General features: G+C 69.2%; 25 protein-coding genes. 24 read left to right on the top strand and 1 reads right to left on the bottom strand.

Features of this window, described 5'->3' with window-relative positions; genetic code table 11:
• The first annotated feature begins 375 nt into the window (after positions 1 to 375).
• The 22 genes from LLH23_02340 to LLH23_02445 all read left to right on the top strand — a co-directional run bounded on the left by LLH23_02340 (position 376) and on the right by LLH23_02445 (position 22,224).
• The gene (locus LLH23_02340) at positions 376 to 1,746 is read left to right on the top strand and encodes a phage portal protein (protein ID MCE5237311.1); all 1,371 of its coding nucleotides are present in this window, start codon (positions 376 to 378) and stop codon (positions 1,744 to 1,746) included.
• Between the two features lie 258 nt (positions 1,747 to 2,004).
• Positions 2,005 to 2,457, top strand: coding sequence for an HK97 family phage prohead protease (locus tag LLH23_02345; GenBank protein MCE5237312.1), 453 nt, complete (start codon positions 2,005 to 2,007; stop codon positions 2,455 to 2,457).
• Complete coding sequence (locus LLH23_02350; protein MCE5237313.1) at positions 2,454 to 2,873, top strand: hypothetical protein; 420 nt, start codon at positions 2,454 to 2,456, stop codon at positions 2,871 to 2,873. The genes LLH23_02345 and LLH23_02350 overlap by 4 nt, the downstream gene beginning before the upstream one ends.
• On the top strand, positions 2,874 to 3,815 hold the full coding sequence (locus tag LLH23_02355; GenBank protein ID MCE5237314.1) for a phage major capsid protein: 942 nt from the start codon (positions 2,874 to 2,876) through the stop codon (positions 3,813 to 3,815).
• A 186-nt stretch (positions 3,816 to 4,001) separates the two neighbouring features.
• Positions 4,002 to 4,385: a hypothetical protein gene (locus tag LLH23_02360; GenBank protein ID MCE5237315.1), complete on the top strand. Its 384-nt coding sequence runs from the start codon at positions 4,002 to 4,004 to the stop codon at positions 4,383 to 4,385.
• 229 nt (positions 4,386 to 4,614) lie between these two features.
• Positions 4,615 to 8,025, top strand: coding sequence for a LamG domain-containing protein (locus LLH23_02365; GenBank protein MCE5237316.1), 3,411 nt, complete (start codon positions 4,615 to 4,617; stop codon positions 8,023 to 8,025).
• On the top strand, positions 8,019 to 8,672 hold the full coding sequence (locus tag LLH23_02370; GenBank protein MCE5237317.1) for a hypothetical protein: 654 nt from the start codon (positions 8,019 to 8,021) through the stop codon (positions 8,670 to 8,672). Before LLH23_02365 ends, LLH23_02370 begins: the two co-directional genes overlap by 7 nt.
• A gap of 184 nt (positions 8,673 to 8,856) precedes the next feature.
• Positions 8,857 to 9,204: a hypothetical protein gene (locus LLH23_02375; GenBank protein ID MCE5237318.1), complete on the top strand. Its 348-nt coding sequence runs from the start codon at positions 8,857 to 8,859 to the stop codon at positions 9,202 to 9,204.
• A gap of 281 nt (positions 9,205 to 9,485) precedes the next feature.
• Complete coding sequence (locus LLH23_02380) at positions 9,486 to 10,169, top strand: hypothetical protein (GenBank protein ID MCE5237319.1); 684 nt, start codon at positions 9,486 to 9,488, stop codon at positions 10,167 to 10,169.
• A 146-nt stretch (positions 10,170 to 10,315) separates the two neighbouring features.
• Positions 10,316 to 11,218, top strand: coding sequence for a hypothetical protein (locus LLH23_02385; protein MCE5237320.1), 903 nt, complete (start codon positions 10,316 to 10,318; stop codon positions 11,216 to 11,218).
• Between the two features lie 175 nt (positions 11,219 to 11,393).
• Positions 11,394 to 11,852 (top strand): hypothetical protein, encoded by a 459-nt coding sequence (locus LLH23_02390; protein MCE5237321.1) that lies wholly within the window; start codon positions 11,394 to 11,396, stop codon positions 11,850 to 11,852.
• A 38-nt stretch (positions 11,853 to 11,890) separates the two neighbouring features.
• Positions 11,891 to 12,175 carry a hypothetical protein gene (locus tag LLH23_02395; GenBank protein ID MCE5237322.1) on the top strand — a complete coding sequence of 95 codons (285 nt, stop codon included), beginning with the start codon at positions 11,891 to 11,893 and terminating at the stop codon, positions 12,173 to 12,175.
• Positions 12,172 to 12,843, top strand: coding sequence for a hypothetical protein (locus tag LLH23_02400; GenBank protein MCE5237323.1), 672 nt, complete (start codon positions 12,172 to 12,174; stop codon positions 12,841 to 12,843). Before LLH23_02395 ends, LLH23_02400 begins: the two co-directional genes overlap by 4 nt.
• A 292-nt stretch (positions 12,844 to 13,135) precedes the next feature.
• Positions 13,136 to 15,985: a hypothetical protein gene (locus LLH23_02405; GenBank protein ID MCE5237324.1), complete on the top strand. Its 2,850-nt coding sequence runs from the start codon at positions 13,136 to 13,138 to the stop codon at positions 15,983 to 15,985.
• Positions 15,986 to 15,987: 2 nt separating this feature from the next.
• A complete protein-coding gene (locus LLH23_02410; GenBank protein MCE5237325.1) occupies positions 15,988 to 16,296 on the top strand; it encodes a glycoside hydrolase in 309 nt (102 codons plus the stop codon).
• 517 nt (positions 16,297 to 16,813) lie between these two features.
• The gene (locus tag LLH23_02415; protein MCE5237326.1) at positions 16,814 to 19,105 is read left to right on the top strand and encodes a hypothetical protein; all 2,292 of its coding nucleotides are present in this window, start codon (positions 16,814 to 16,816) and stop codon (positions 19,103 to 19,105) included.
• A 35-nt stretch (positions 19,106 to 19,140) separates the two neighbouring features.
• Entirely contained in the window at positions 19,141 to 19,368 is a 228-nt protein-coding gene (locus LLH23_02420) for a hypothetical protein (GenBank protein MCE5237327.1), read from the top strand.
• Positions 19,369 to 19,484: 116 nt separating this feature from the next.
• On the top strand, positions 19,485 to 20,186 hold the full coding sequence (locus tag LLH23_02425) for a hypothetical protein (GenBank protein ID MCE5237328.1): 702 nt from the start codon (positions 19,485 to 19,487) through the stop codon (positions 20,184 to 20,186).
• Between the two features lie 98 nt (positions 20,187 to 20,284).
• Positions 20,285 to 20,620, top strand: a complete 336-nt coding sequence (locus LLH23_02430; protein ID MCE5237329.1) for a hypothetical protein — start codon at positions 20,285 to 20,287, stop codon at positions 20,618 to 20,620.
• Positions 20,610 to 20,948, top strand: coding sequence for a hypothetical protein (locus tag LLH23_02435; GenBank protein ID MCE5237330.1), 339 nt, complete (start codon positions 20,610 to 20,612; stop codon positions 20,946 to 20,948). The genes LLH23_02430 and LLH23_02435 overlap by 11 nt, the downstream gene beginning before the upstream one ends.
• A 4-nt stretch (positions 20,949 to 20,952) precedes the next feature.
• Positions 20,953 to 21,246, top strand: a complete 294-nt coding sequence (locus LLH23_02440; protein MCE5237331.1) for a hypothetical protein — start codon at positions 20,953 to 20,955, stop codon at positions 21,244 to 21,246.
• A gap of 84 nt (positions 21,247 to 21,330) precedes the next feature.
• Complete coding sequence (locus LLH23_02445) at positions 21,331 to 22,224, top strand: peptidoglycan-binding protein (protein ID MCE5237332.1); 894 nt, start codon at positions 21,331 to 21,333, stop codon at positions 22,222 to 22,224.
• A 123-nt stretch (positions 22,225 to 22,347) separates the two neighbouring features.
• On the opposite strand, the gene LLH23_02450 is transcribed toward LLH23_02445, so the two are convergent.
• Positions 22,348 to 23,391: a Gfo/Idh/MocA family oxidoreductase gene (locus LLH23_02450; GenBank protein ID MCE5237333.1), complete on the bottom strand. Its 1,044-nt coding sequence runs from the start codon at positions 23,389 to 23,391 to the stop codon at positions 22,348 to 22,350.
• A gap of 199 nt (positions 23,392 to 23,590) precedes the next feature.
• Between LLH23_02450 and LLH23_02455 the strand changes: the two genes are divergently transcribed.
• Together LLH23_02455 and LLH23_02460 are read left to right on the top strand one after the other, a co-directional pair.
• A complete protein-coding gene (locus LLH23_02455; GenBank protein MCE5237334.1) occupies positions 23,591 to 24,364 on the top strand; it encodes a class II aldolase/adducin family protein in 774 nt (257 codons plus the stop codon).
• Between the two features lie 208 nt (positions 24,365 to 24,572).
• Complete coding sequence (locus LLH23_02460; GenBank protein MCE5237335.1) at positions 24,573 to 26,288, top strand: zinc-binding dehydrogenase; 1,716 nt, start codon at positions 24,573 to 24,575, stop codon at positions 26,286 to 26,288.
• Positions 26,289 to 26,406 lie beyond the last annotated feature (118 nt).

Consider the following 26,406-nt stretch of genomic DNA (forward strand, 5'->3'; position numbering starts at 1 on the left):
CTCCCAGAGGGAGAGGGGAGCAGACGGCGGGGGTTGAAACCCCCGCCTGACGGGGAGGCGTCCCTCCGGGACGCCGGGACGGCAACGGCAACGGCGTCCTCACCCCTACCCCTCTCCCTCGGCCCGCTGCGCGGGCCTCCGGAGAGGGGAACGGCAACGACGGCCTACCCCAGCCCTGCGGGCCACCCCTCCCTGAAGGGAGGGGGGAACGGCAACGACGGTGACGACGGCGGTGTACGGGCGGCTCGGAAGCGAGGCGCTCTGTTCGGTTCTGGTGGGACGATGTGATGCTCTGACGGGGTCAGCCCCCCAGAGGACCGGATGCAGCCGGTCTTCCGGGGACGGACCCCACCCCGTACAGGTGGAGGCGAGGCAATGTCGGATCTCGTGAAGGCGCAGGTTGTGGGGACGGACGGCAGAGGCGTGAGCAAGCAGTTGCCCGACTCGCCCTGGCATGAGGCCTACGCACGGGGGGAAGTGGTGGAGCCCCCGTATGATCTGGAAGCGCTGGCAGCGCTGTATGAGACGAACTCGACCCACAAGGCGTGCGTGGACGCCAAGACCATCAACATCGTGGGGCTCGGGTACCGGTTCGTGCCCGTCGGGGGCGAGCGTGAGGCCGACAGCGGCAACCTGGCGCTGCTGCAGCACCTGTTCGACAACTCCAACCCCGAGATGACCTTCACCGAGGTGCTGCGGGCCGTGTGGACCGATGTGGAGTGCCTCGGGAATGGGTACCTGGAGTTGACCCGCAACAGCCGGGGGCAGATTGACGGGATGTACCACGTGCCCGGGACGACGGTGCGGGTGCTGGCCGACCGATCCGGGTTCGTGCAGGTGCGCGACGGGAGGAAGCGGGTCTTCCGGAATGTGGGTGGAGAGCCGGTCGCGGTCGGTGACCGCTCCCACAACAGCACACAGGACGGGGGCGACGGGGGGCGGGGGGCGACTGCCAGCCTGGCAGATCATAGCGGGCGGGGTACGAGCGCCGCCCTGGCAGACCACAGTGGGCGGGGTACAAGCCCCCGCCCTACAGGGGACGCGGGCGAACAGAATGAGGTGCTGCACTTCATGAAGTACACGCCGCAGTCCTCGTACTACGGGGTGCCCGACATCATCCCGGCGGTGTCCGCAGTGGCCGGCGATAAGGCGGCGCGCGAGTACAACATTGACTTCTTCAGCCACAACGCAGTGCCCCGGATGGCGATCATCGTCGAAGGGGGCGAGCTGTCCGAGGGCGTGGTGACGCAACTCAAGCACTTCATGGAGAGTGAGATCAAAGGGCATGGGCACAAGACGCTGGTGCTCGAGGTGCCCGGCGGCGGCGCCAACGTGAGGCTCGAGAAGCTCACCGTCGGAGGCTGCGAGGATGCGGCGTTCCTGGAGTACCGTCGGGCCAACCGGGATGAGGTGCTGCTGGTGCACCGCGTCCCGCCCAGCAAAGTGACCGTGGTCGAGAACGCCAACCTGGCCAACAGCAATGACCAGGACAAGACCTTCCGCGAGCAAGTCGTGCGGCCGGAACAGCGGCGGATCGAGTACCGGTTGAACCGGCTGGTGCGCGAGCAGCTCGGGATCGGGGACTGGGCCTTCCAGTTCAGGGAGATGGACCTGTCCGAGGCGCGCGAGGAGGCCGAGGTGGCTGCCATCTATGCCGGGATCGGAGTGCTGAGCGCGGAGGAAATCCGGGGGCGGCTCGGGATGGTGGCGTCGCCTGTGGCCCAGGCCGTCAGCGCTGGGCGGTGAGGGGCGGGGGGCAAGGGCGGGGGTTGAAACCCCCGCCTGACGGGGAAGCGTCCCTCCGGGACGCGGACGGAGGACGGCAACGGCGGCCCACCCCCTGCCCCCTCCCCACAGGGGAGGGGGAACGGCAACGGCAACGGCAGCAACGACGACCTACCCCCTGCCCCCTCCCTACAGGGAGGGGGGACGGCAACGACAACGGCGAACGGCGGTGGCGCGCAGGCGAGCTGAGAGACATTGGCGGGCTTGGAAGGTGATGGAGTGGCGGACGAGACGACCGCGGCGGAGTGGCAGTTCGAGGGCGTCGCGTCCAGCACCAGGCTGGACCGGCAACGGGAGAAGATCAGTAAGGGGGCGCTGCGACAGGTAGCGCAGAGAGGGCCCGTGGACCTGGTCGCGGCGCATAACGAGCGAGAGGTTGTGGTCGGCAGAATCGAGACGTGTGAGGTCGAGGGGGAGCTGCTGCGGGTCCGCGGGCGGCTGCGCGTGGACGCGCCCGAGGCCCGGGAGCTGCGACAACGGCTCGCGCGGGGCGAGAGGCTGGGGCTCAGCCTGGGCGGCAAAGTGAGCCGGGCCCACTGGGGCTGGGACAGCAATACCGAGGGACCCGTCCGGCATCTGGATGAGGTGGCCGTCGAGCATGTGGCGGTGTGCCGAGCGGAGCAAGCCGTGAACCCGGATGTGCGAGTACGACTAGTTGAGGGTGAGCAGTGAACGGTGTGGTGCGCCGGATAGCCGAGAAGCTGCGGTGGGCGTGGCGGAGGCGACGAGGTGAGGACAAACGAGGGGACGACCTGGCCGAACGGCTCGGACAGATCGAGGAGAAGCTGAGGGAGATCGAGGCGAGCATGCAAGCCGATGGCGGAGGCGCGACAGTGACGACGGGCAGCCAGCAGGCGCAGGAAGAGCGGGGACCGGAGGTGTGGGAGGCGGCGGGGACGACGCCCCGGCCGCTGGTGGAGCGCACCGCAGTGCTGGCGAAGGCACAGCGGGCCGGAGACATCGTCCTGGCGGGCGATGAGGACGTGGCAGACGAGACGATGGTCGAGGTCAGGCCCGGAATGCCCCAGGGGCTACCGGGACAGCAGGCGCGGCGGAAGGCGGCGCGATTCTGGGAAGGGGTGCTGTGAATGAGTGTCGAGGAGATGCTGCAGAAGGCCATTGACACGACGGATCTGGCGGCCGGTGGGCTGCTGGGGCCGGAGCAGTCGCGGAAGTTCACCGACTTGGTCATTGACCAGTCGGTGATGCTGCAGGAGGCGCGCGTGGTGCGGATGCGGTCGGCAGTGACCGAGATCGACCGCATCGCCACCGCCGGCCGGGTGAGCCAGCTCAAGAGCGAGGGCGTGGCGCCGAGCACGCTGGCCGAGCCCGCGTTCTCGAAGGTGACGCTGACGGCGGTGGATATCATCACCCCGTTCGAGCTGACCTTCGAGGCGCTCGAGGACAACGTCGCAGGCGGGAACCTGGAGGATACGGTGATCCGGGTCATGGCCAAGCAGACGGCGACGGACCTGGAGGAGCTGGCGATCAAGGGCGACGTCACGTCGGGCGACACGTTCCTGGCGGGCATGAACGGCTGGCGCGTGCTGGCTGACGGCGGCCACGTGGAGGACCTGGCGGGCGCGACGCTGGACAAGGGCGCGCTGAGCGCGATGTTCCGGGCATTGCCCGACAAGTACAAGCGCAACTACGGGGACCTGCGCTTCTACTTCGCGCCGACAGTGACCCAGGACTGGCATGACACGTTCGCCGACCGCGGCACCAGCGCGGGCGACAAGGCGCTGCTGGGCGCCCAGGTGCCGCCGTACATGGGCGTGCCGCTGGTGACCGTGCCGACCATCCCCACGAACCTGGCCGGGGTGAGCGGGACCACGGGCACGAACCTGAGCTACGGGTTCCTGACCCCGCGCGACAACCTGATCTTCGGCATCCACCGGGAGATCCGCATCGACAAGGACCGCGACGTGCTGCGCGGTGTGAACATCTACGCGATCACCACCCGTGTGGCCGTGGAGTTCGAGAATGACGATGCGGTGGTGCTGGCGGTGAATGTCGGGAAGACGGCGTAGGGGCGGGAGAGGGAGAGGGCGGGGGTTGGCCCCCCCGGGAAGCGGGGCGGCAACGGCGGCCCACCCCCTGGCCCCCTCCGGAGACGCTGCGCGTCTCGCAGGGAGGGGGAACGGCAACGGCGACGACAAGGGCGGGGCCTGCGGCTCGTTCTGGGCCGCAGGCCTCTGCATGAGTGGAGATGCGTGATGAGACGGAAGCGATGGGCAGGACTGATTGCGGCAGTGTTGGTGCTGAGCTGTAGCGTCGGGCTGGCTGAGGATCTGGTGCTGTCGGTAGGGGCGGTTGGTGGGATCGCGCCGGATGGTGTGGTGGGGCCTGAGCTGTCGCTGCGGCTCCTGCCGCTGAAGGGCAGCACGACAGGACAGGGAACGCCATATCTGTGGCTCGATGTGGCGGCGACGACTGACGACTTCTCGCAGTGGGGCGTGATGACAGGACTGAGCGCGGACCTCGCGGCGGTGAGCAGTCTGACAGCCGGGATCGCACAGCGAGGCGGGTTCGGACGGGACTGGACGCGCGAGGTGTGGGTGCTGTATGTCAGCCGGAGCTTCTCGTCGCTGTTTGAGTAGTACCGGCTTGCGGGAGTTCGCGTCACAAGGGCGGTGGGTGTCGCGGCGAGGACGCGCAGCGGTCTCCGAGCGGCGGCCCCACCGCTGGTCGTGGGGCCCGTCGCACACGACGCGACACCCACGACCTGTCACCGTTAGCATGCGAACCTAGTCAAGTCGGCACCAGGCCGGTGGCGAGGCGAGTCGGGACGAGCGGACGGACCGAGCTTGAGCGGAGGATCAGTCGAACATGCGTAAGCAATTCCTGTATCTGGATAAGGCAGGCTTCTACTACAACGCGCCGGGCAACATCAGCATGGGCTCGGGAGCGAAGGGGAGCGTGTTCTTCTGGTACCATCCGGCGCCGTGGAACGACGGCAACCAGCCGGTCTGGGAGGCCACGTTCGACAGCAGCAACTACCTGCGGTGTGGCTTTACGGGCAACTCGCGCTTCAGCTTCGTGAGCTGCTCGAACGGCGTATGGTACGCCGCACACTGGAACGACTTCTTTGTGAAGGACTACCAGCGCTGGCTGCCAGTGCTGTGCACGTGGGACTTCACCACGGCCGGCGCCGGACAGCTGCGGCTGTATCTGGACGGCCAGGAAGCGCCGACGCAGTCGAACACCGCCGAGGCGCCCCTCGGCGAGGCTCTGCGGCTGTACCTGGGGGCGCGGTCGGACACCACGGCGGTGGGACTGGACGGGTACCTGGACAACATCGCGATATGGGACGGGGTCATGACGGCGACCCAGTACGCGGCGCTGACCCGGGGCGCTGCCACGTACGCCGAGCGGCAAGCGGCGCGACGACGCCTGCCCCGACAGAGCGACGGGAATGGGACGCTGACTTTCCTGGCACCGTTCGACGGGACGTTCGCGGCGCAGATCGCCGGGGGCGACCCGCAGGCGTACTGGATGGTGGGGGCCAGCGACTACCACCACTTCGCGCGGCTGGATGACGGCTCGCGGAGCCGGGGTCGGCGGCAGATGTTCCGGTTTGGCATCCCGCGTCACGATGATTCGGATGACGACCGGGTGCCGCTGCGCGCGGTGCTGGGGCTGCTGCGCGACCAGGGCGCGTCGCAGTACACGACGCTCGTGGACCAGGCGACGCACTCGGAGATCAACGTCAGCCAGTACAAGGCGATCTCGGGCTATGGGCAGGGCGTGGGATGGCTGCGCTCGGCCATAGACCCCGGTGACCTGCCGTACCCGACGACGGTGCGCATGCGCGTGAACCTGCCGGATGCGACGAACCCCAAGAACACGAGGATCTGCCTGGGCCCGCTGACGTACATCAGCGGCGGGATGCACGGGAACAACTTCACGACCTGGGGCACGGGCGAGAGCTTCATGGTCGTCGCCGACGCCGGGAACACCGCGGGGACGATCAAGACGAGCCTGAGCGCCCGGACGGATGGATACTGGGCGGCGGCCGAGATCTCCATGCAGACGGGGGCGTGCGCCGGCTGCCGGCTGAAGGTGAGCGGGTACACGGCGAGCACCGGAGTGCTGACGCTGTCGGGGACGTTGCCGGCCACGCCGGCGGCGGGCGATGTGGGCGTGGTGGACTTCCGGGGCCGGCTGGTGCCGACCGGCAATCCGTGCGATGAGACCCAGAGCATGGAGGCGTGGCTGTGGGAGGAGTATGGGGAGGACAGGCCGTGGATCGAGCTGGAGGCGGTGTACGGGGCGACCAGCGGCTTTGGGATGGCGCGCTACCAGCGGGGCCGGTCCACATGGATGAACCTGACGCGAGCGAACGGCGGCCTGCAGGGCGCGTACCTGATGATGGGGCGGAACGCCTGGGAGACGCCGGAGAGCTTCAGCTGCAACATCCTGATCGAGAGCCTGGCCATTGACGGGCCGGGCAGCTACCAGGTGATGTCGCCGGAGACGACGCGTTCGGGGCGGGGGTTCGAGCTGGCGGACCACTTCCTGCTGCGCGACATGGGCAACGGGCATAGCTGCCGGGTGTGGCGGGCGGAGAACTGCGGGTGGAACAGTGCGGCCCCCACCGTGAACGCCGACGCGAGCACGGCGGTCGCGGACCTGCAAGTCGCAGGGACGTGGCGGGAGGAGGCCTTCTTCCACAGCGCAGTGCGGACAGGCGAGGGGACCGACGCGGTCGTGGCGGTGGTCAGAGGTACGAGTTCTGAGGGGATTGACCGGCTGGGATACGTGCGAGGGCAGTGGAATGCGTCCACCCAGCGCATCACCTGGCAAGACGAGACACCGCCGACGGGCAAGAGCAACCCGTTCCTGGACATGAGCCTCCTGCGGCCGTGGGAAAACCGTGACTCTACCTGGGGCCTGGAGGGCGACCCCGGGCTGGCGCGGATCTTCAGCAACGCGGGGAGCGAATGGGCGCTGCTGCTGGGCGGGAACGAGGACAACCCGGATCATTACTATGTGCGGGCATATCACGGCGCTCCGGACCGCTGGAGCTTTGACCCGCAGCAGCACTGGTGGCCTGAGAACCCGGTGGTGCCGGGGTTCGGGGGCGTGGACATGATGCCGCCGAGCGGCGGTGGGGTGAACTGCTTCGGCAACCGGGACGCGGAATGGATGGTGCTGCAGAACCCGTACGCGCGGGACGCGAGCCGGCGCTTCGCGGCCTACGCCCGGTTCAAGACGATCCTGCCGCTGACGGGGATGATCGGGGGCAACCGGCGCCCGTTGGCGGGGTGGACCAGCCCAGACCTGAAGAGCTTCTTCCTGCTGCCCCATGGCAACAGCCTGTCGCCGCTGGGGATCGGCGAGGGGTTCACGATGTGCCCCTATGCCGTGAGCGATGACGTGATCGCGATGGTGGTGCAGTTCTACGGCGGCGTGGATCGGCTGTGGGCGTCGGATGATGACCGGCACTTCCAGCAGGTGATCTACAGCTTCATGCCCGACAGCAACCCGCTGGACGTGTTCCGGCTGGGCGACAGGCGGATCTACTACTCTGCTACCTCCGGCAGCGTCTTCAACCTAGCGTACCAGGACTACAACCGCGAGACGTTCTACCAGCTCAGCTCGGGGCAGGTAAGCGGGACCCTGGAGACAGCAGCGCTGGTCAAGCCGGCGGACGGATGGGGCGGCCTGATCGTGAACGTCGCGCCGCAGCAGGGCGCAGTGCGGGTCGAGGTGCTGAACGCCCTGACGGACGAGGTGGTCGCGGGGTTCGGCACCGAGGACTGCGACAGCCTGACGGACGGCGTGGAGCGCCAGGTGACGTGGGGCACGCTGGCGCTGTCGGAGCTGACGACCGAGGCGGTGCGCCTGCGGTTCGTGCTGACGCGGAGCAGCGCCGATGATACCTCGCCGCAGCTGTTCAGTTGGCAGATCGGGGAGGCGGAGGGCATTGCGGCGCCCCAGGTCAGCAGCCTGCAGGTGGAGGGTAAGGCGAACCCCACGGGGATCCTGGACGACACGCCAACGCTGAGCTGGAGCTATGCGGATGCGCAGGGGTACGCGCAGGCCGCCTACCAGGTGCTGGTGGCATCCAGCCAGGGCAGTCTGGACCTGAACGAGGGCGACCTGTGGGATAGCGGTGTGGTGGCGGGGCCGGCGACGTCGGTGGTGTATGCCGGCACGGCGCTGGGCGATGAGGCGATGTACTTCTGGAAGGTGCGGGTGCAGAACTCCGAAGGGGTGTGGTCCGAGGAATGGTAGCACAGGGCGTATTCACGACCGGCAACCTGAGTTCGTACTGTACGGCCGAGGACGTGGTCCGGGTCCTGACGGGCTATGATCTCGAGCCGCTCGGCGGCGAGGAGGAGCTGGTAGCCCGCGTGGCCGAGCTGCTCCCCCTGACGCACGGGATGGTGGACAGCAGCGCCGGGCGGGACTTCCGCTGGCACGCGGACCAGACGATCGTTGTGGACGGGAACGGGATGGATCGGCTCCTGCTGACCGAGGCCGCGGTGGCCCTGCCGGTGCAGGTGCGGGCGCTGCGCGTGGAAGGCACGACGCTCGAGGCGGAGGCCTACCACGCGTATCCCGAGACGGGGCTGCTGAGGCTCAAGCCACAAGCGACGCCGACACGGTTCCCCGCGGGCGTGCAGAATGTGGCGGTGGACCTGGACTGGGGGTTCGAGCAGACGCCCACGGAGATCGCGCTGGCCCAGGCGAAGCTGACCGCGGCGGAGCTGCTGGCGGAGCTGAGCGGCGAGGGCGGCGCCGTGCGGGAGACGCGGATCGGGGACTACACGGTGCGGTACGCCGAGGAGGGTCGGTACGGCGCGGCGGTCCGGCGGCTGTGCGCCGAGGCGATGGAGTTGCTGCGGCGGTACCGGGTGGTGCGCGTGGCGGCGGTGTAGACGAGGGCGGGGGTTGAAACCCCCGCCTGTCGGAAGCGTCCCTCCGGGATGCTGACGGAGGACGGCGACGGCAACGGCGTCCTCACCCCTACCCCTCTCCCGCGCTACGCGCCGGAGAGGGGAACGACTGCAGCAGCGGCGGGCTACGGAGAGGGGAACGCCAACGGCGGAAGGGACTGCGAGTATGGAGGATGTGAATCTGAGGATGGTGCTCAGTCAGGCGGCGTATGTGGACCGGGCCGAGACCGCTATCGGGACTGGACTTGATCCGCTCAGCCCGCGGTATGCCAGAGACGCTGCGGCGCTGCCCGCGCTCGTACAGCCGCTGCGCGGGGACCTCGTGGTGACCGTGGCCGGGAAGCTGCCCGAGGCGACCCATGTGGTGTACCTCGAAGGCGGAGTGCAGCTCAGGCCGGGCGATGTGCTGGCCGTGGCGGAGGGTGCGTCGGAGAGGAAGTATGAGGTGCTGGACGTGGAGGATGAGGGAGGACAGGGGCACCATCTGCGGGTGGTCGTGAGGAGCAGGGGGTAGGACGGCGGCCCACCCCCTGCCCCCTCCCCGCAGGGGAGGGGGAACGGCTAATGGCGGCCTCGCCCGGCAGCGGAACGCGGGGGTTCAAGCCCCCGCCTGTCAGAAGCGTCCCTCCGGGACGCAGGACGGCGACGGCGGCCTACCCCGGCCCTGCGGGCTACCCCTCCCTGAAGGGAGGGGTAAAGGCAACGGCGGCTCAGCCTCTGGCCCCCCTCCGGAGACGCTGCGCGTCTCACAGGGAGGGGGGACGGCATGGCACACGATAGCATGCGGAGGGACGTATGGGACTGGACATGTATCATCACAACGAGATCGCGCGGGCGCTGCGGATGCTGGTGCAGGGGGCGTCGGGGCTGACCGCGGATGCTGACGGCAGCGACCTAGTGAACATCGAGGCCAGCCCGCTCTTCGAGGTGGGGGCGGCGGTACGGTTAGTGGATGACCACGGCGTGATCGAGAACCACACGGTGGCGGAGAGGCTGTCGGGGCTTCAGGTGCGGCTGGAGGCGCCCGTGGCGGGGGCGTTCACCGTGGCGGCCGGGGCGCGGCTGCAGCTCGCCACCGGGGCCGGAGCAGGGCTGAAGTGGGTAGCGCAGGGGCGCCCGGAACTGATGCCGCGGGCGCAGGCCATGCAGTTGCCGGCGGTGGTCGTCGAGCCGGTGTCGCTGGAGCAGCCGCCGCAGGCCGGGACGAACCGGACCTATCAGCAGGACTACACCTTCCACCTCTACTACATCCGCAAGATCGCGGAGGGGGAGCAGGCGAGTGTGGAGCTGCAAGACGAACTCGCCGACCTGTTCAACCTGGTGATGGCCGACCCGTACCTGGGCGAGACGTGCTGGCATGCGCAGGTGACCGGGGTGCAGATGCGGCCCCCGGAGGAGGAGAAGCTGCGGGCAGTCGCGCCCGGCGTGCAGGCGGTGCGGATGGAGGTCGTGGCGCGGCGGTCGGAGGTGTGGGGGTGAGGCAGGGGCGAGGGTCGAGGGGCGAGGGTCAAGGGTAACGGCGACGGCGGAGGCGACGGCAGGGGCGACGGGGACTGACACGGAGAGAGGCGATCTGCGGATCGGCTCTCTTCGCACTTCTGGTAGACGGCAAGGTGGTGCGGACAATGGCAGTGGCACTGGCCCAGGAGGGCGCTTTCGGGTTTGGCTTGCAGACGCAACAGGGGACGGCTGTCGCGCCCAGTGTGTGGCTGCCGCTCATGGGCGGCGGCAACCGGGGCGAGACGCTCAAATGGCACAAGAACTACGTGACGCTGGACATGGCGGACACGAACGACTTCGAGAGCCGGTACTTCAGCGTGGGCGAGTGGGTGGAGGGGCAGATCACCGTGCCCATGGTGCCCGGGTCGCTGACGGCCCTGCTGTCCTGGATCCAGGACCGAGACCAGGACAACCAGGGGAAGTGGGCGTCGCTGGTCGTGGACTGCGTGAATGAGGTCAAGCAGGTGACCGATGCCAAGGTGCGGCGGGTGACGCTGGACATGCTCAAGGGGCAGCCCGTGACCTGCACGCTCGACGTCGTGGCGCTCAAGATGCAGAGCGGGGCGGCGGCAGCGGTGACCATGCCGACGGCGGCGCCGTATCTGTACCGCGAGGCGATGGTGCAGATCGGCGATACCGGCGGCACGCTGGCGGAGGACGTGTCCTGCGAACAGATCCGCATCGTGATCGAGAACATGGTCGAGCCGCCGGCAGAGGGGCTGCGGCTGGTCAGCGGCGTCAACCCCCGGCACCTGTATAACCTCAGCGGCGTGCGGTGCCGCGGGGCCATCAGCCGCGACTTCGCGGACACGACGCTCTACGCCGACTTCGCGGCCGGGCAGGAGGCGGCGCTGCGGCTCGACCTGACCCGCGGGGCCAGCACCGCGAGCATCTCCCTCCCGCGCGTGCTGTACACCGAGAGCGACCTGGGGCTGCCCGGCTCGCACGAGCAGCGGATCGTCGAGACAGTGCAGTTCCTGGCACTCGGCAGTACGGATGGGCTGACGGCGCCGGTGGTGTTGGCCTAGCGGTCACCCCCGGCTCTGCCTGGTGGCGGGGAGGGTCGGCGGTTGAAGCCCCCGCCTGTGGGAAGCGTCCCTCCGGGACGCGGGACGGCAACGGCGTCCTACCCCCTGCCCCCTCCCTGAAGGGAGGGGGAACGGCAACGGCATGCGGGATGCGGAAGGGTGGCGGTGGAGGGTGATGAGTTGGGCGGCGTGGGGTGACGGGGTTGAGGAGGCGGTGGTGGTGGAGGCGTCTGTTGAGATCAGCGGGTGGGCGCGGAAGCCCTGGTTGAGGCTGCGGGCCCTGACTGAGGCGGAGGCGCTGGAACGAGAGAGCCTGGGGCTGGCGGAGGAGTATGAGCTGGTGAGCGGGGGCCTGCAGGAGCCCGCGGTGCGCGTGCGGCGGACGTATGACCTGCTCGTGATGGCTGAGTACGACTACGAGCACTGCGTCCTGGAGTTCTGCCTGCCGGAGCTGCAACGGGATGGGAGCGTGGCCGAACGGTGGATGGGGCGGGACGCTGAGCCCGGTGAGAAGGCGGCGTTCCTGGGACGGATGCAGCCGGCGATGGCGGAGTGGGTGCGCACCGAGATCGAGCGCGTGAACCATAGGCAGCCGGCGCAACGGGCGGCCATGGAGCTGGCGAAAAAAAACTGAGGGGCCTCGCCCGCCAGGAGCATGGAACGGCGGCGGGGTTGGCGGAGGTGCTGGAGGGTGAGCTGCCGGCCCCGACCGTGCGTGTGCACGAGGGGGTGGACTTCACCGACGCCCGGGAGGCGGCGGCGCTGCTGGGGACGGAGAAGCCAGTGGCTGTGCGCGTGCCGGCGTGGGCGCTGATGACGGTGGCGGTGCTGCGCGAGCTGTGGAGGCATGAGGTGACGGGGCAGTTGCCCGGAGGCAGGGCGTGCACGGAGCAGCCGGCGTGGAAGGTGGCGCTGTGGGAAGCGTACTGGCAGGCAAGGGGAGTGAGGCTGAGGTGAGAGTACAGGCCACGATCAGTCCCCGCGCGCCGGCCCTGATGCTGCCCCGGTGGCTGCCGACTGGGGTCCGTGAGGCGCGCAGTGAGGCGGAGGCAGCGGCGGCGGAGGAGAGTGCGGAGGCGATCCAGGTCGCTGACGCACGGCCGAGGGCGGCGGGGGAGGGGGCGGCAGTGGGACGAGGGGCGCCAGGGAAGGCTCTCGCCCCGGGCAGTGTGGCCGAGAGGCTCACCCCCGGAGAAGGCGCCCCTCTCCCCCACTCCCGGGCGTGGCAAACGAGGCGGCGGGAGCTGACGGAGCTGCGCGAGAGGCTGCGGGCGCGGGCGATGCGGCGAGCGGCGGAGCCAGGCGGGCAGCGCGGGGTCGTCAGGCGCGGTGAGGCGGACGAGGATGGGCGGAGTCTGGAAGGGCACGCTGTGCCGGACGTGGCGGCGGCGGCGTCCGTCGCGCCGCCGCCGAGCGCTGATGACGGCGGCCGCAGCGTGGCCGGAGGCTACGGCCATGGGGTGGCGGAGCGACGGCAGGTGACGCCGCTCGAGCCTGGAGGGCTCAGTGTGGCTGAGCGGGCTGCGGCAGGCGCGGCGACCTGCGGCGGGCGTGAGGCAGCGGCGGCGATGCGGCGGGCTGTGTTTGACCACGATGGGGATGTGCGGCTGGAGCTGAGTCGGTAGCGGGGTGGTGGTAGTAGGCGGCAGGCGAGGCGGGCAGGCGGGGTGGAGCCCCGTCCCGGCGCAGTCGGCGCGAGCGGCGCGGGAGGGGTCGGGGGTTGAAACCCCCGCCTATGGGAAGCGTCCCTCCGGGACGCGGACGGCGACGGCGACGGCAACAGCGACGGCGGCCTACCCCGGCCCTGCGGGCCACCCCTCCCTGAAGGGAGGGGTAGAGGCAACGGCTGCCTACCCCCTCCCTGAAGGGAGGGGGGAACGGCAACGACGGGAGCTTGTGAGAGGCGGTGGCGATGGCATGGCACCTGAGGGGCCCGGGCAGTGGGAGCAGGAAGTGGTGCGGCTGGGATCGGCGCAGGGCGTGACGGTGCTCCGAGACTTCACCACGGCCGGGCAGGTCACGTTCACCACGGCGGGGGGGGGCATCGCGGCGACCGTGTACAAGGCGCGGACGCCGGATGTGACGCTGGAGAACGTCGCGGTCTATCTCGTGCAGAAGCTGGCGGATGACTGGCAGACGGGGCAGCCGTATGCACTCGTCGAGCAGTATGTGGTGATGGTGGATGACCCGTACTGGGGTCGGTGCATTCAGCCGGCGGGATTCGCAGCGGCGCCGCTGAGCCAGACGTTCGTGATGGGGTACCGCGTCAAGGGGCGCATTCTGCAGGACGGGGAGGCCGTGGCGGAGGCCAACGTGAGCCTGGAGGGGGTGTGCGCCGGAGGCGGCGGTGAGGCGGTCTTCTGGGACAGCCAGGAGTTCAATGAGCTGATCTGGTCAGATACGCTCGCGACGTACGTGGAGGGGTCCACTGTCCATGCGCCGATCATGACGGATGCGGAGGGACGGTGGTCGTTCATCTGCCCCAAGGGCCACGGGGCAATCTACCAACGCGAGGGCGACCGGCGCGATGGTACGCCGGAGACGGCGGCGGAGGCATTGCCCCGGCAGCTCACGAGGCTGTCGGCAGTGTACCACGGGCGGCGCGCGGAGCTGACCGAAGAGGTGGAAGCGGTCATTGACGTGCTGAGTGGCAAGCTGAACGTCAGTGGCGAGCCGGGGGCATGGGTGAAGGTCGGGGCGCTCGATGAGGATGGCGAGGGGTACCCGATCCCCGAGGGGGGCAGCGTGCTGGTCGAGGGGCTGCCCGCCGGGGAACATGCGGTGGTGCAGTTCAAGCTGGCCGACGGGTGGGACTCGTCGTGGGGGTGCGCGCGGCAGGTCCTCGAGGTGGTCGAAGGCGCGACGGCCAGCGTGGCGATGGGGGCCATGCAGCAGTATGACCCCGGTGGTAACACGATCGCCGGGCGGGTGTATGAGCGACCAGGGGTGCCGGCCGCCGGCATCGCGATCGTGCCGATCAACTTCGAGACGATGGAAGTGCTGGACCCGATCGCCAGCACGGACGGCGGGGGGTACTGGGAGGTCGAGATCCCCGAGGAGGGCCTGGGGGGCGACCCGTGGGTGTATGACGGGACGTGGGGGTGTGTGCCACTGATCGGCTTCCCGTACTCGGATGTGGTGCTGGGGGCGAGGGCGTACAGCGGGTTCGCCGAGATCTACAAGCCGGAGGCGTGGCGGAAAGGGACGCGCGGTCACGCGAACTTCCAGTATGTGCCAGAGGGCGTGTGGGTCCAGGACAACGAGACGAACGAGGTGTTCGCCACCGAGGAGGCGGCGCACGGGGGGTACGTCACCACCGAGACGTTGCCGAAGTTCAAGTTCGTGGGCGATGTGAACGCGCTGCTGACGTCGGGGCCGCAACTGCGGGAGTATAGCCTGCGGACGAACGGCGAGGTGCTGCTGCCCGAGTTCACGCTGCGGTCGCAGAACTTCGAGGGGTATGAGACGCTGGCCGGGCAATACCGGGCGGCGGGGTTCTACCCGGAGATCAAGTTCCTGATCGGCGGGAAGGTCCACGGGGGCGTGGTGACGGGGTGCCAGGCGGAGATTGGCCTGACGCTGCCGGAGGCGTACCGAATCGGGCTGGAGTTCGGGGAGCATGAGTGGTTCACCCAGGTGACGGCAGTGTCCGGGGGGCGGCGGGCATGCTTCGCCGACCTGCTGTGCCCGTATTGCGGGGGGCCCACGTGGCGGGACCCGGACGCCAATGGCTATGTGCGCGGGTTCTGCTGGCAGTGCGCGCAGATGTTCGGGACCGGGGAGGCCATGGACGGGCGGACGCATTTCCAGACGCCGACGCTGGCGCCCGGGGTCGGGAAGACGCTGCAAGGCCTGTGTGTGCCGAGGAACGGGGGGAGCCGGGCGTACCCGGTCAACTACCACTGGCGGCCCGACCTGTATGACGAGAACGACAACTACCTGGTGCAGAGCGGCACCGGGCAGACGACCAATGCGCCACGGTGGTTCGCCAGGCATGTGAGTGAAGTTGGCGATGGGCTGGGGTTCGGGCGGCTCGATACGAGCCTCTCCCCTGCCTTCACCGCCGGGCATGACCTGGAGTGGTTCGGAGCGCTGCCGGAAGTGGATCGTGACCTGGGGGTCACGCAGATGAAGCTGGTCTTCGCCGCGGGATACACCCAGGCCGAGGACGTCACCGTTGAGTTGGTCTGCCGGCTGCTGGCCGGGGGGACGGAGACCGTGCGGGTCGCCATCCCGGCAGGGACGGCGGGGCCCAGCGAGAGCCAGGCGATCAGTGACGTGGTGCGGATCAAGAAGGTCGGGAAGTGGACGGCCGAGCGGCGGGGGGCGCCGTACACGGGGTCGGGGCTGTATGTGGCCGTGACGGAGGCCCGAGTGGTCGAGCCGGCCGGGGCGACGTGTGAGTTCGTCATCGTCAACGATGCGCCGCTGCTGGCCAGCGCAGATGGGGTGCCCGTGGAGAGACAACGGGCTACGCCAGCGGCGCTGCAACTGGGGGCCAGCGGCGCGAGCGGGCCGCACCTGATGGATGACGCCGTGGGGCAGGTGTTCCTGTTCTACGCGCGCGAGGGTGAGGTGTGGATGCGCCGGCGAGCGGGACTGCCCGCCGCGTGGCGTGGGGCGGTGCAGGTGACGAGCGACGGGGACAACTCGGAGCCGTGCGCGGAGAAGGATGACGCGGGGCGGCTACGGCTGCTGTGGCAGCATGGCGGCGACGTGCGCAATGCCGTGTCGGTGGATGACGGCGCGAGCTGGGTGGAGGTCTGAGGATGGCGACCATAGCCGGCCTGACGTACCCCACGATGGTCGAGCACAACGGGGTCATGTATGTGACCGGGTACCGCGAGGGCGGGGTGTATGTACGGCGGACCGCGGACGGCGGGGTGACGTGGCTGAAGTTCAGCGACGGAGCGGAAGAGCGGCTGGTGTGCGCGCCGGCGGATGAGGCACGGGCGGGGCTGGTCAAGATGGAGAGCCAGGGGCGGCGCCTGATGGCCGCGGTGTCGGTGGCGCCGGATATCGCCATCTATGTGAGTGCGGATGATGGGGAGACGTGGGGGTTCGAGGCGACGGTGTGAGGGCCCTCACCCCCTGGCCCCCTCTCCCAGGGGGAGAGGGGGGAAAGGCGAACGGCGGGAGCGGGATGCCATGGCACAGCGTGCAGAGGACTCTTGACGCGACTCCGCCCGTCTTCGCCCTGTGGCTACTACGGCGGAGCGCGGGGGTTGAAACCCCCGCCTGTCGGAAGCGTCCCTCCGGGACGCGGGACGGCAACGGCAACGACAACGGCGTCCTCACCCCTACCCCTCTCCCTCGCCCGCCTTCGCCCTGCGGGCTACGGCGGCGGAGCGCGGGGGTTGAGACCCCCGCCTGTCGGAAGCGTCCCTCCGGGACGCGGGACGACAACGGCAACGACAACGGCGTCCTCACCCCTACCCCTCTCCCTCGCCCGCCTTCGCCCTGCGGGCTACGGCGGGCTCCGGAGAGGGGAACGGCAACGACGGCCTACCCCGGCCCTGCGGGCCACCCCTCCCTGAAGGGAGGGGAACGGCAGGCGGTGACGATGGACTGCGGTGACGAGGATTGGAGGGGCTTGTGAGTTCACGAGTGCATCCCATAGCGCGGTTGCGGGTGTATGAGGCCGGGGCGGAGCCGCGGGTGCGGTATGACGGCTTCGGTCAGTATGATGTGGCCGGGGAAGTGATGCAGAACGCCGAGACGCTCGTCAGCCCGGTGGACCCCGTGGCCCTCGGGCTGTGGGAAGGCATGGGCTATCCGGCGCTGCTGCCGTCCGCGCTCCATGTGCCCGCCGAGGGCATCAACAGCGTGATCTGTCGGCCCTTCGCCGACACGTCGCAGAGCATCGGCCTGGGGCACTTCGACACGGTGGGGGGCACGTGGGAGGCGCTGCGCGGACTGGGGCTCAACCAGGAAGTCAAGCTGTACCAGTCCGACGGCACGAGCAACATGACCACCGGGCTGGTGAGCCGGTTTGCCTTGCCGCGCAACCCCATCTTCGCCGTGTCGCTCTACCGGGCCGAGCCCGGGCCCGACCATGACTGGTCGCAGCCACCATACACGGAGATCCACTTCGGGGTGAATGGCAACGACGAGTGGGCGATCCTGCTGCCGTACACGCAGAGCCTGGAGGTGCTGCGACGCACGCAGGCGGGATGGCGGGTGGTGCCCAGCCGGCGGACCAGCGCACCGCTGGGGCTGACGGAAGGCCATGCGCGCGGGCAGCGGCTGGTGCTGTGGGTGGCGGTGCTGCGCAACAAGCTGGCGCTGTCCACGGATGGGTTCCAGCGGCATGTGTGGACCTATGAAGACAGCGAGCCGGCCGTGGTGAAGAGCGGGAAGCTGACCGTGTGGCACAACGCCGGACAGTGGGCCGTGTCGCTGCTGCCGGCCAAGATGGCGCCGGCGGTGGTCTACAGCCCGCCGATTGAGACGGGGTTCCTGACCCGGGCGTCGAGCGGAGCAGTGCTGGTCGAGGGGCGGATGATGCCGGTGCTCGATGACGACCTGCAGATCCTGGCCACGCCCCTCATCATTGATGACAGTGGGACGCGAGCGGGGCTGAGCGAAACGCAGCGGTCGTGGAAGGTGCAGATCAACCCGTTCCGGTACCGGCAAGAGGCGGTGGGGGTGGACCCGGACACCGAGGAGACGGTGGACTTCGAGACGTGGCTGTCGCCGGAGTGGCTGTCGGCGCAAGTGGCCCAGGCGGCAGAACTGAGCGCCGGCGAGGAGCCCGTGTATCAAGACCTATCGGCCGATGCGCTGGCCGTGGAGGGGGAACACGCGGCAGACAAGGTGACCGCGAAGTACCGAGTGGCGCTGGACAACCAACAGGGGCAGCACAGCACGCTGCAGGAGAACCGGCGGACCAGCCTAGCGCTCGGGTGGCGGATGAGTGACGGAACGGAGGCGCTGGCGGGGATCGTGGACGGGCACCTGGTGGAGCCGCCGGTGCGGATGGCCGCCGGCGGGATGAGCGAAGCGGTCATCAACGTGCTGGACCCGATGCTGCGCCTGCGGGACGAGAAGGCCGATGGCCGCACGCCAGTGTTCGACGGGTGGCTGGTGCGCGAGGTGTTCCGGTGGGTGCTGGGGCGGTGCGGTGTGCCCGAGAGCGAGCAGGACCTGGAGGACACCGGGACCGTGCTGAGCACCGGCACGGTGGAGGAGCCAGCCTGGCAGGTGGAGCCTGGGCGGTCGTGGGCGGAGTTCCTCGAGCAGGTGGCTGAGTTCGACTACGGCGCCGCGATCCACTTCGATGAGGTCGGCGCGTTCCGCAAGACCTGCGGGTACTGCCGGCAGAAGCGCACCGCCGCCAATGTGACGACCCATGACGGGACGCTGACCGGGGCGTGCGACAATCAGGTGCGTTGGGAGCTGTACACGCGCGCGCAGGCCGCGCCCCAGAGCCAGGCGCCGGGCGAGGTGCTCGGTCTGCGGCGGACCCGGCGAAGCCTGGCGCCCGAGGAGTACGCCAACTACGTCGTGGTGTGCGGCGTGGACGAGGACGGGCGGCCAGTGCGCGCCACGGCGTTCGACGCGGCGTCGCTCTATGACCCGCAGTCCGAGCGGTATGTCGGCTGGCGGAAGATGGATGTGACGACCGTGCCGGGGTACATGACGCCGGCGGAGGTCAACCGTCTGGCGCTCGACCGCCTGCAGGAGCTGGGCACGCGGCCCGAGCACGTGACCGTCGTGACGCCGCTGCTGCCGGAAGTGCGGATCGGCCAAGTCATGCGGATCCACGGCGGCGAGACCGTGGGCGTCGCCGGAGAGCTGTACCGGGTGCAGGCGGTGCGGCATGAGGTGCGGCGGCGACCGCATGAGGTGGCGGTGACGACGTTGGAGGGGCGCTGGCTGGGGTGAGAAGGCAGTGCAGAACGCTGAACGATGAATGATGAATGGGGTGGTGGGTGATGGAGCTGGTGCAGATCGTGCGGCGGGTGGTGGACCGGCAGGTGCGGCCGGCGCTGGGCGGCGGGGCGACGACCGCCAGTGGGCGCGCTGCGGGCGCGGCCAAGGGGGGAGGGAACCGCTTCCTGATGCGGGTGGCGGCAGACGGGGCGGTGCTGAGGCGAGCGGTGTATGGGCGAGGGCGGTACGGGGTGGAGCGGTACCTGTCGGGGTAGCGGCAGGTGAACGGCGGAGGCAACGGCGGGCGGGCTGGGAAGCCCGCGGTCCCAGTAACGACATGCGGCGTGCCGGCGGGAAGCCGGCGTGCCTACGGCACACGGCGAGGTGAGCCATGGCGGGAACGACAGAGCATTACGGGTTGGCGGTCGGTGTAGTGACCGATGACATTGTGGAGCCGGACCACCACAACCGGGTGGCGGCGACGCTGGACCGCGTGCTGGGCGGGGCGCTCAGAAGCCTGGTCGCCGACGGGGCGTACAGCGGGTGGCTGCTCAACACGTCAGGCGCGGTGACGGCGGGCGAGGGGCTGGTCGCGGGGTGCTGGTGCAAGACCACCGCCGACGCGGCCATTACCGGCCTGACGAGCGGGGCCACGAACCATGTGTTCGCCCGGAGCAACAGCGGGTCGGCGCCGGATGGGACGGTGGACTTCGCGGCGCAGTTGTCCGCGGAGAAGCCAGCCGGTGCGGTGTACCTGGGGACGGCCGAGGTGGACTCGGGCGGCGTGGTGACGGCCGTGGACAATGCGGCGGCCGGCGTGGACCGGAACTGCCTGAGGCTGGAGATCGGCCAGGCGGCCGGCAGCGGGACCGTCGCCAGTGTGCCGGCGGCGGGGACGTTCAGCGTTGAGATCACCCATGCGCTGAGTCTGCTGGTGCCCGGGGCCATCGCGTTCAGCTCGCAGAGCGCGAACTTCACCTGGGAGCTGCAGGAGACGTGGCGGGGCGATGGGTTCAAGGTGAGCGGCACGAACAACGGGGCCGAGGCCGCGGACCTCGTGTACGCGTGGACGAGGCGAGGGCTGGTGGGGTAGCGAAGGCGAGTGGGGCGGGGGCAGTCGGGGGTTGAACCCCCCGCCTGGGGGGAAGCGTCCCTCCGGGACGCCGGGGGGAGGGCGGCGGGAGGTGAGAGATGGCCGAGATGACGCGACTGTGGGAGCAAGTGGGGCCTGAGGTGCGGAGCTTCCTGTGGCTGACGCTGGCAGGGGTGCTCGGGGCGCTGGCGACCGTGGCGCTGGAGCGCAGGCCGATCGTGCCGCCACGGGTGCGACGCGGGGCGCTGCACCTGGGGTTCGCCGGCACATGCATCATCTCGCTGGTGGCGGCGCATGCGGTGGATCACAGTTTCAGCACGGCGCTGGTGGCGGCGGTGTGCGGCGGGGCGACCCTGCGGCGACTGAAGGCACAGATTGATCGGGGCTTTGAGCGGGAGCACCGGCGACTGGACGGTGAGGGCGATGGGACATGAGGCGCTCACGGCACTGGTGCCCGGGGCGGCGGAGGCGCTGCTGGTGGGGCTGGGCCTGGCCGTGTGGGCGAGGCTGCGGCAGCTCGGCGTCGGCGGCGTGTATCAGGTGACGGCGGCTGCCATCGTCACGGACGCCGTGAGCCAGACATGGCAGTTGTGGCTGCGACTGGGCCGGCCGGCCGGGGTAGTGTGGCTGCTGCACACCGCGGTGTGCGCCTTGCTGCTGTATGTGCTGTACCGGCTAGGGTACCTGCTGGCGCGCAGGCGGCGGATGTGTCCGCCGGTGGCGCTGATCGAGGAGCAAGTGCTGGCGGAAGAAGGAGGCTAGGCGAGTGGCTGAGATGGTGAAGGAGTGGTTGGTGCAGGTGGTCGTGCCGGGGCTGGGCGCGGCGCTGCTGGTGGCGGTGATCTCGTTCGTGCGGCAATACGCGGCGCAACTGAAGGACGAGAAGATGCGCCAGGCGCTGCTGGCGCTGGTGCAGGCCGCCGAACAGCTCTATGGCGCAGGCAAGGGCGAGGCGAAGCGGCGGTTCGTGCGCGAGAAGATGAAGCAGAAGGGCCTGGAGGACCTGGGGCGTGAGGAGCTGGAGGCGGCGGTGTACAAGCTGAAGGCGGAAGGCAGTTAGGAGTTAGGGGTTAGGAGTTGGGAGTGAAGGCGGGGCCGCTGCCGAGAGGTGGCGGCCCCGTATTGTTGGTTCCGGAGGATGAGGATGATACGGCTTGAGGGGCTGTCGCTGGTGGTCGAGGCGTTCCTGCGCGACCAGGGCTTCCGCGTGGACAGCGAGGCGGCGGGGTCGGCGCAGATCGTCGGGATTCGGGGAGCGCGGATCGTGCGCGCGGCAGACGGGGAGGTCCAGGGCCTCAGCATCCTTCCGAGCCCGACGGCCATCACCGATCGCTATGATGACGCCATCTTCGTGTGTGGCCGCAAGGCCGGCGGCGAGCGCTACGCAGATGTGTTCCAGGCATCGCTGCAACCCGGCCGGGCGAGCTTCGCCCTGGCGCACTACCGGAACCGGGGCTGTCCCATCGTGCAGCCGGGGCAGTACCAGTATGGCAGAGGCCTGCACAACCCGCCCAGCGGTCAGTCCTACCCGGCGCTGCGGCAGCGGGCCGCCATCGTCGTCGTGCGCGACTACGACCAGGATGCGCTGCAGGAGGCGACCGACCGGTGGGACTACCCGGCCAGCGGGCTGAACATCCACGCCGGCGGCGCGTCCGAGAGCGTGGGGCGCTGGTCAGAGGGCTGCCAGGTGATCCGGGGGGGACGCGGTGCCGGGAGTCCCTGGAGCCGGTTCCGCCGCCTCGTCTACGAGGTCGCGGCACCCCAGAGCGTGTTCCACTATGCGCTGGTGGACGGCGAGTTCTTCGGCAAGTGGTTTGACGCGGGGGGCGCATCGCGGAGCGATGCGGGCACGCGGAGAGCGGTGCGGCGGCTGTGGTTCGGGTCGCACGGGGAGCGTGTGGCGGAGCTGCAGGAGCGGCTGGTGAAGCTCGGGCACTACCATGCCGGCGGCGTGGACGGGGAGTTCGGCGTGAAGACCCACATGGCGGTACGGCGGTGGCAGGCGGCGGAGGGGAAGGCAGTGACGGGAGTCGTTTGAGGGTCAAGGGTCGAGGGTCTGGGGTGAAGGGTAGCGGCAACGGCAACGACAACGGCGCAGCCCCACCGTGAGGGACTGCGCCGTTACCCTAGACCCTATACCCCAGACCCTTCACCCTTTCCCCTACTCCACCTTCACCGCGCAGCCGGTGCGGGCCGATTCATAGCAGGCGTCGATGACCTTGTGGCTCCAGATGCCGTCTTCGCCCGGGATCGGCACGGGCGTATCGTTGGCGATGGCATCGCAGAAGGCCTGGACGTGGGCCTGGTACATGTTCGTCACTGCCGGCTCGATGATCTGCTCGCCGGTCTCCTCGCGCTTCTGGCCCGCGTCGTACCCCCTGTCGCCCTGCTCCACCACGGCGTGCAACTGCCCCGCTGAGCTCTGGCCGATGGTGCCGAAGGCGTAGACGCTACCCTTGGAGCCGTAGACTTCCAGGGCGTTGCGCGCCGCCGCGTCCGGGACGTTGAAGAGCGCGTCCACCACCCCGATGGCCCCGTTCTCGAACTGCAGCATCGCCACCGCCGTGTCCTCGGTCGCGTAGTCCTGGACGAGGTTCCCGGTGTAGCACTTCACCTCGCGCACCCGGCCGAAGAACTGCTCCAGCAGGTCCACGCAGTGGTTCCCCATGTCAATGAAGCTGCCGCCGCCGCCCAGCTCGGGGTCCTGACGGAAGGCGCCGGGGATGGGCGGATACCAGCAGGTCAGCTCGGCGCGGCCCATGACCAGCGTGCCCAGGTCGCCGGCATCCACCATCTGCTTGAGCGCCAGGTGGCAGGCGTGGAAGCGCATCATGAAGTTGATGCCCAGCTTCACGCCGCGGGAAGCGCACTCCTCGACGATCTCCTCACACTGCGGCAGCGTCAGCGCCAAGGGCTTCTCGCACAGTACGTGCTTGCCGGCCTCGGCAGCGGCCATGACCTGGCTATAGTGCAGATGGGTCGGGGTGGCGATGTAGACCGCTTGCACGTTGGGGTCGTTGAGCAGGTCGTACTCGCTGGTGTAGACCGCCTTGACGCCGTGCCTCTCGGCGACCGCCTTGACCCGATCTTCGGCGACATCCTGGACGGCGACGAGGGTGGCGTCGGGGCAGGGCATGATGCCCTCGGGTATGGTGCGGCGATCGGCGATGCCACCGGCTCCGATGACTCCCCAGTTGATGGACATGGTTGGATACCTCGCTCACATGACGTAACGACTGCAGCAGAAAGGAACTATTCGGCACGTTCCAGCGGTTTCCCTGCAGGGGGCGGATGTGTATAATGGGCAGGTTTGCCGGGCGGTGAGGGGGAAGGGAACGGCGAACGGCTTGCCGGCTGGAAGCCGGCGCTCCTACGACAACGGCAATGGCGAAAGGCAGACGACGATGATTGATCGGAAAGAACGGTTGGCGGAACTGGTGGCCATGTCGCGGGCGCTCGGACATCCGGCGGCCGACTGTGCCATGATGGGCGAGGGCAATACCTCCACGTGCGCCGGCGAGGGCACCTTCTGGGTCAAAGCCAGCGGGTTCCAACTGCCCTGCATTGACGAGGATGGCTTCACCGAGTGCCGCTTCGACAAGGTGCTGGAGTTGCTCGAGGCTGACGACATCTCCAACGAGAACGTCAAGCGCGTCCTGGCCGCCTCGCAGGTCAACCCCGAGGCGCCGCGGCCGTCGGTCGAGACGATCCTGCACGCCCTGCTGCTCCGCCTGCCCGGTATCGAGTTCGTCGCCCACACCCACCCGACGGCCGTCAACTCGATCCTGTGCGCCAAGAACGGCAAGGAAGCGTTCGCCGGCCGGATCTTCCCCGATGAGATCGTGTGCTGCGGGCCCAGGTACCTGTGGATCCCCTTCACCGACCCGGGCGCACCGCTGGCGCGGGCCGTCAACCAGGCCGTGCGGCAGTTCATCGAGGACAACGGGATGCCGCCCAAGGTCATCCTGATGCAGAACCATGGCTGCATAAGCCTGGGGCCGACGCGGGCCAGCGTCGAGAACGCCACGTTCATGCTCGTGAAGACGGCGCGGGTCATCCTGGGCACGTACGCCCTGGGCGGCCCGAACTTCATGAGCGAGGAACTCGTGGACTACATCTACGCCCGGCCGGATGAGAAGTACCGCGAGGCGCTGCTCGAGGCGATCAAGAAGGGGTAGGTCGTCGCGGTCGGTGACCACTCCCGCAGGGCGGCGCCCGGAGGCCGCTTCTTCCCAGTAGGGCAGGCGGCCTCGCCTGCCTACCCGTCCCGCGCGGGCGGGGCCGCCCGCGCTACGCCGGGGGCGGCAGGAGTTGACTAATACTTGCGGCGGGGGCCATGTCTGCCTGAGGCAGACGCCCCGCCCTGATCGAGAGAGGCTGATTGGCATGTCCAAGTTCTCTGATTTCCGCACGGGCGAGGGCCCGCTCAACGAGTTCCAGCAGGTCTGGCACCTGTATGGCCAGGGCCTCGACAAGCTGCAGCAGGACCCGCAGACGATGCCCTCCTACGGGCCGGATGAGCTGCTGGCGCGCATTGATGCCTGCGGCCTGTGTTTCTCGGATGTCAAGGTCATCCGGCAGGGCGGCGCGCACCCGCGGCTGTTTAGCCGCGACCTGGAGCATGACCCGGTCATCCTCGGGCACGAAGTGGCCCTGACGATCGTCGGCGTGGGCGCGAACATGGCGGACCAGTACGCGATCGGCCAGCGCTTCGTCGTGCAGGCCGAGATCTACTACCAGGGCAAGAACCTGGCGTTCGGGTATATGCTGCCGGGCGGACTCGAGCAGTATGTCACGCTGTCCAATGAGGTCCTGCGCGGCGACGACGGGTGCTACCTGATCCCCGTGCACGCCGACACGGGCTATGCCGAGGCGGCGCTGGCCGAGCCGTGGGCCTGCGTGGTGCGGGCCTATCGCGATACCCGGCGCAAGAGCCTCAAGCCCGGCGGGAAGGCCTGGGTCATCGGCACCGCCGAGGGTGAGAAGCTGAGCTATGGGATGAGCGATTTGGACACGTCCGCGCTGCCGGCGGAGATCGTGCTGACCAATTGCCCGGCGTCCTTCGCCCAGACCATCAAGACCATTGCCAGCGTCACGAGCATCAAGGTCACGACCGCTGACGGCGCGGACCTGCCGGCCATCGCCGCGGCGCAGGCCCCCGACGGCTTTGACGAGATCTTCGTCCTGGGCGCGGACGTCGCGGTCGTCCAGGCAGTGGCCCCGTTGCTGGGCAAGGAGGGCGTGATGACCCTCGTCACCGAGGGCGCCCTCGACCAGATGATCGAGATTGACGTGGGCCGCGTGCACTATGACGCGCTGCAGTATGCGGCGACGAGCCCGGGCCGGCCGCTGGGCGGCTACAAGGCGCCGCGTCCGCTGAAGCTGCAGCAGGACGGCCAGTGCTGGATCTGCGGGGCTGGCGGGCCGATGGGCCAGATGCACGTGCAGCTCGCCATCGAGGCCTCCGATGGGCCGCGCACAGTCGTATGCACGGACATTGACACCGAGCGCCTCAGCCGCATCCCCATCCGCTTTGGCGAAGCTGCCCAGCGACGCGGCTGCAAGCTCGTGCTGCTCAACCCCAAGGAACTCGGCGACCAGTTTGAGGCCGAGCTGAACAAGATCGCGCCTGAGGGCTTCGACGATGTGGTCTGCCTGGTGCCTGTCCCGGCGATCATCAGCCAGTGCAGCCGCTTCGTGGGCAAGCGCGGGGTCTACAACATCTTCGCCGGCGTCGGCCGCGGCACGATGGCCCAGATGGACATGAACAAGGTCATCGCCAACAACGCTCGCTGGTTCGGGTCCAGCGGCTCGTTCATTGACGACCTGAAGATGACCCTGACGCTGGCCGAAAAGGGCGAGTTGTCGCCCAACATGGCCGTGGCGGCGGTCGGTGGGATCGAGGCCGTGCAGGACGGCCTGACCGCCGTGTCCGAGAGCGCCATGCCTGGTAAGATCGTCATCTACCCGCACATCGCGCACCTCCCGCTGACGACGCTGCCGCAGTTGCATCAGAAGATGCCGGCCGTGGCCGCGAAGCTGGGCCCCGACGACACATGGACCCGCGAAGCGGAGGAGGCGTTGCTGGAGGAGTTGCTGTAGGGATTGCTGGTTGTGCGGTCGGAAGCGGGAAGCGATGGCGCTGTTCGCTGCGGGCACGACGTGGGAGCGGTCACCGACCGCGACCGGCCCGGACGGCTGTCGCGGTGGGTGACCGCTC

The sequence above is a fragment of the bacterium genome, from assembly GCA_021372615.1.
Lineage (GTDB): Bacteria > Armatimonadota > Zipacnadia > Zipacnadales > UBA11051 > JAJFUB01.

Bases quoted from the DNA above. Each gene is read 5' to 3' on its own strand.
- LLH23_02375 (MCE5237318.1), top strand. From the start codon at position 8,857: ATGGAGGATGTGAATCTGAGGATGGTGCTCAGTCAGGCGGCGTATGTG.
- LLH23_02370 (MCE5237317.1), top strand. From the start codon at position 8,019: ATGGTAGCACAGGGCGTATTCACGACCGGCAACCTGAGTTCGTACTGT.
- LLH23_02405 (MCE5237324.1), top strand. From the start codon at position 13,136: ATGGCACCTGAGGGGCCCGGGCAGTGGGAGCAGGAAGTGGTGCGGCTG.
- LLH23_02360 (MCE5237315.1), top strand. From the start codon at position 4,002: ATGAGACGGAAGCGATGGGCAGGACTGATTGCGGCAGTGTTGGTGCTG.
- LLH23_02390 (MCE5237321.1), top strand. From the start codon at position 11,394: ATGAGTTGGGCGGCGTGGGGTGACGGGGTTGAGGAGGCGGTGGTGGTG.
- LLH23_02430 (MCE5237329.1), top strand. From the start codon at position 20,285: ATGGCCGAGATGACGCGACTGTGGGAGCAAGTGGGGCCTGAGGTGCGG.
- LLH23_02425 (MCE5237328.1), top strand. From the start codon at position 19,485: ATGGCGGGAACGACAGAGCATTACGGGTTGGCGGTCGGTGTAGTGACC.
- LLH23_02410 (MCE5237325.1), top strand. From the start codon at position 15,988: ATGGCGACCATAGCCGGCCTGACGTACCCCACGATGGTCGAGCACAAC.
- LLH23_02435 (MCE5237330.1), top strand. From the start codon at position 20,610: ATGGGACATGAGGCGCTCACGGCACTGGTGCCCGGGGCGGCGGAGGCG.
- LLH23_02355 (MCE5237314.1), top strand. From the start codon at position 2,874: ATGAGTGTCGAGGAGATGCTGCAGAAGGCCATTGACACGACGGATCTG.
- LLH23_02445 (MCE5237332.1), top strand. From the start codon at position 21,331: ATGATACGGCTTGAGGGGCTGTCGCTGGTGGTCGAGGCGTTCCTGCGC.
- LLH23_02385 (MCE5237320.1), top strand. From the start codon at position 10,316: ATGGCAGTGGCACTGGCCCAGGAGGGCGCTTTCGGGTTTGGCTTGCAG.
- LLH23_02420 (MCE5237327.1), top strand. From the start codon at position 19,141: ATGGGGTGGTGGGTGATGGAGCTGGTGCAGATCGTGCGGCGGGTGGTG.
- LLH23_02460 (MCE5237335.1), top strand. From the start codon at position 24,573: ATGTCCAAGTTCTCTGATTTCCGCACGGGCGAGGGCCCGCTCAACGAG.
- LLH23_02450 (MCE5237333.1), bottom strand. From the start codon at position 23,391: ATGTCCATCAACTGGGGAGTCATCGGAGCCGGTGGCATCGCCGATCGC.
- LLH23_02380 (MCE5237319.1), top strand. From the start codon at position 9,486: ATGGGACTGGACATGTATCATCACAACGAGATCGCGCGGGCGCTGCGG.
- LLH23_02455 (MCE5237334.1), top strand. From the start codon at position 23,591: ATGATTGATCGGAAAGAACGGTTGGCGGAACTGGTGGCCATGTCGCGG.
- LLH23_02365 (MCE5237316.1), top strand. From the start codon at position 4,615: ATGCGTAAGCAATTCCTGTATCTGGATAAGGCAGGCTTCTACTACAAC.
- LLH23_02340 (MCE5237311.1), top strand. From the start codon at position 376: ATGTCGGATCTCGTGAAGGCGCAGGTTGTGGGGACGGACGGCAGAGGC.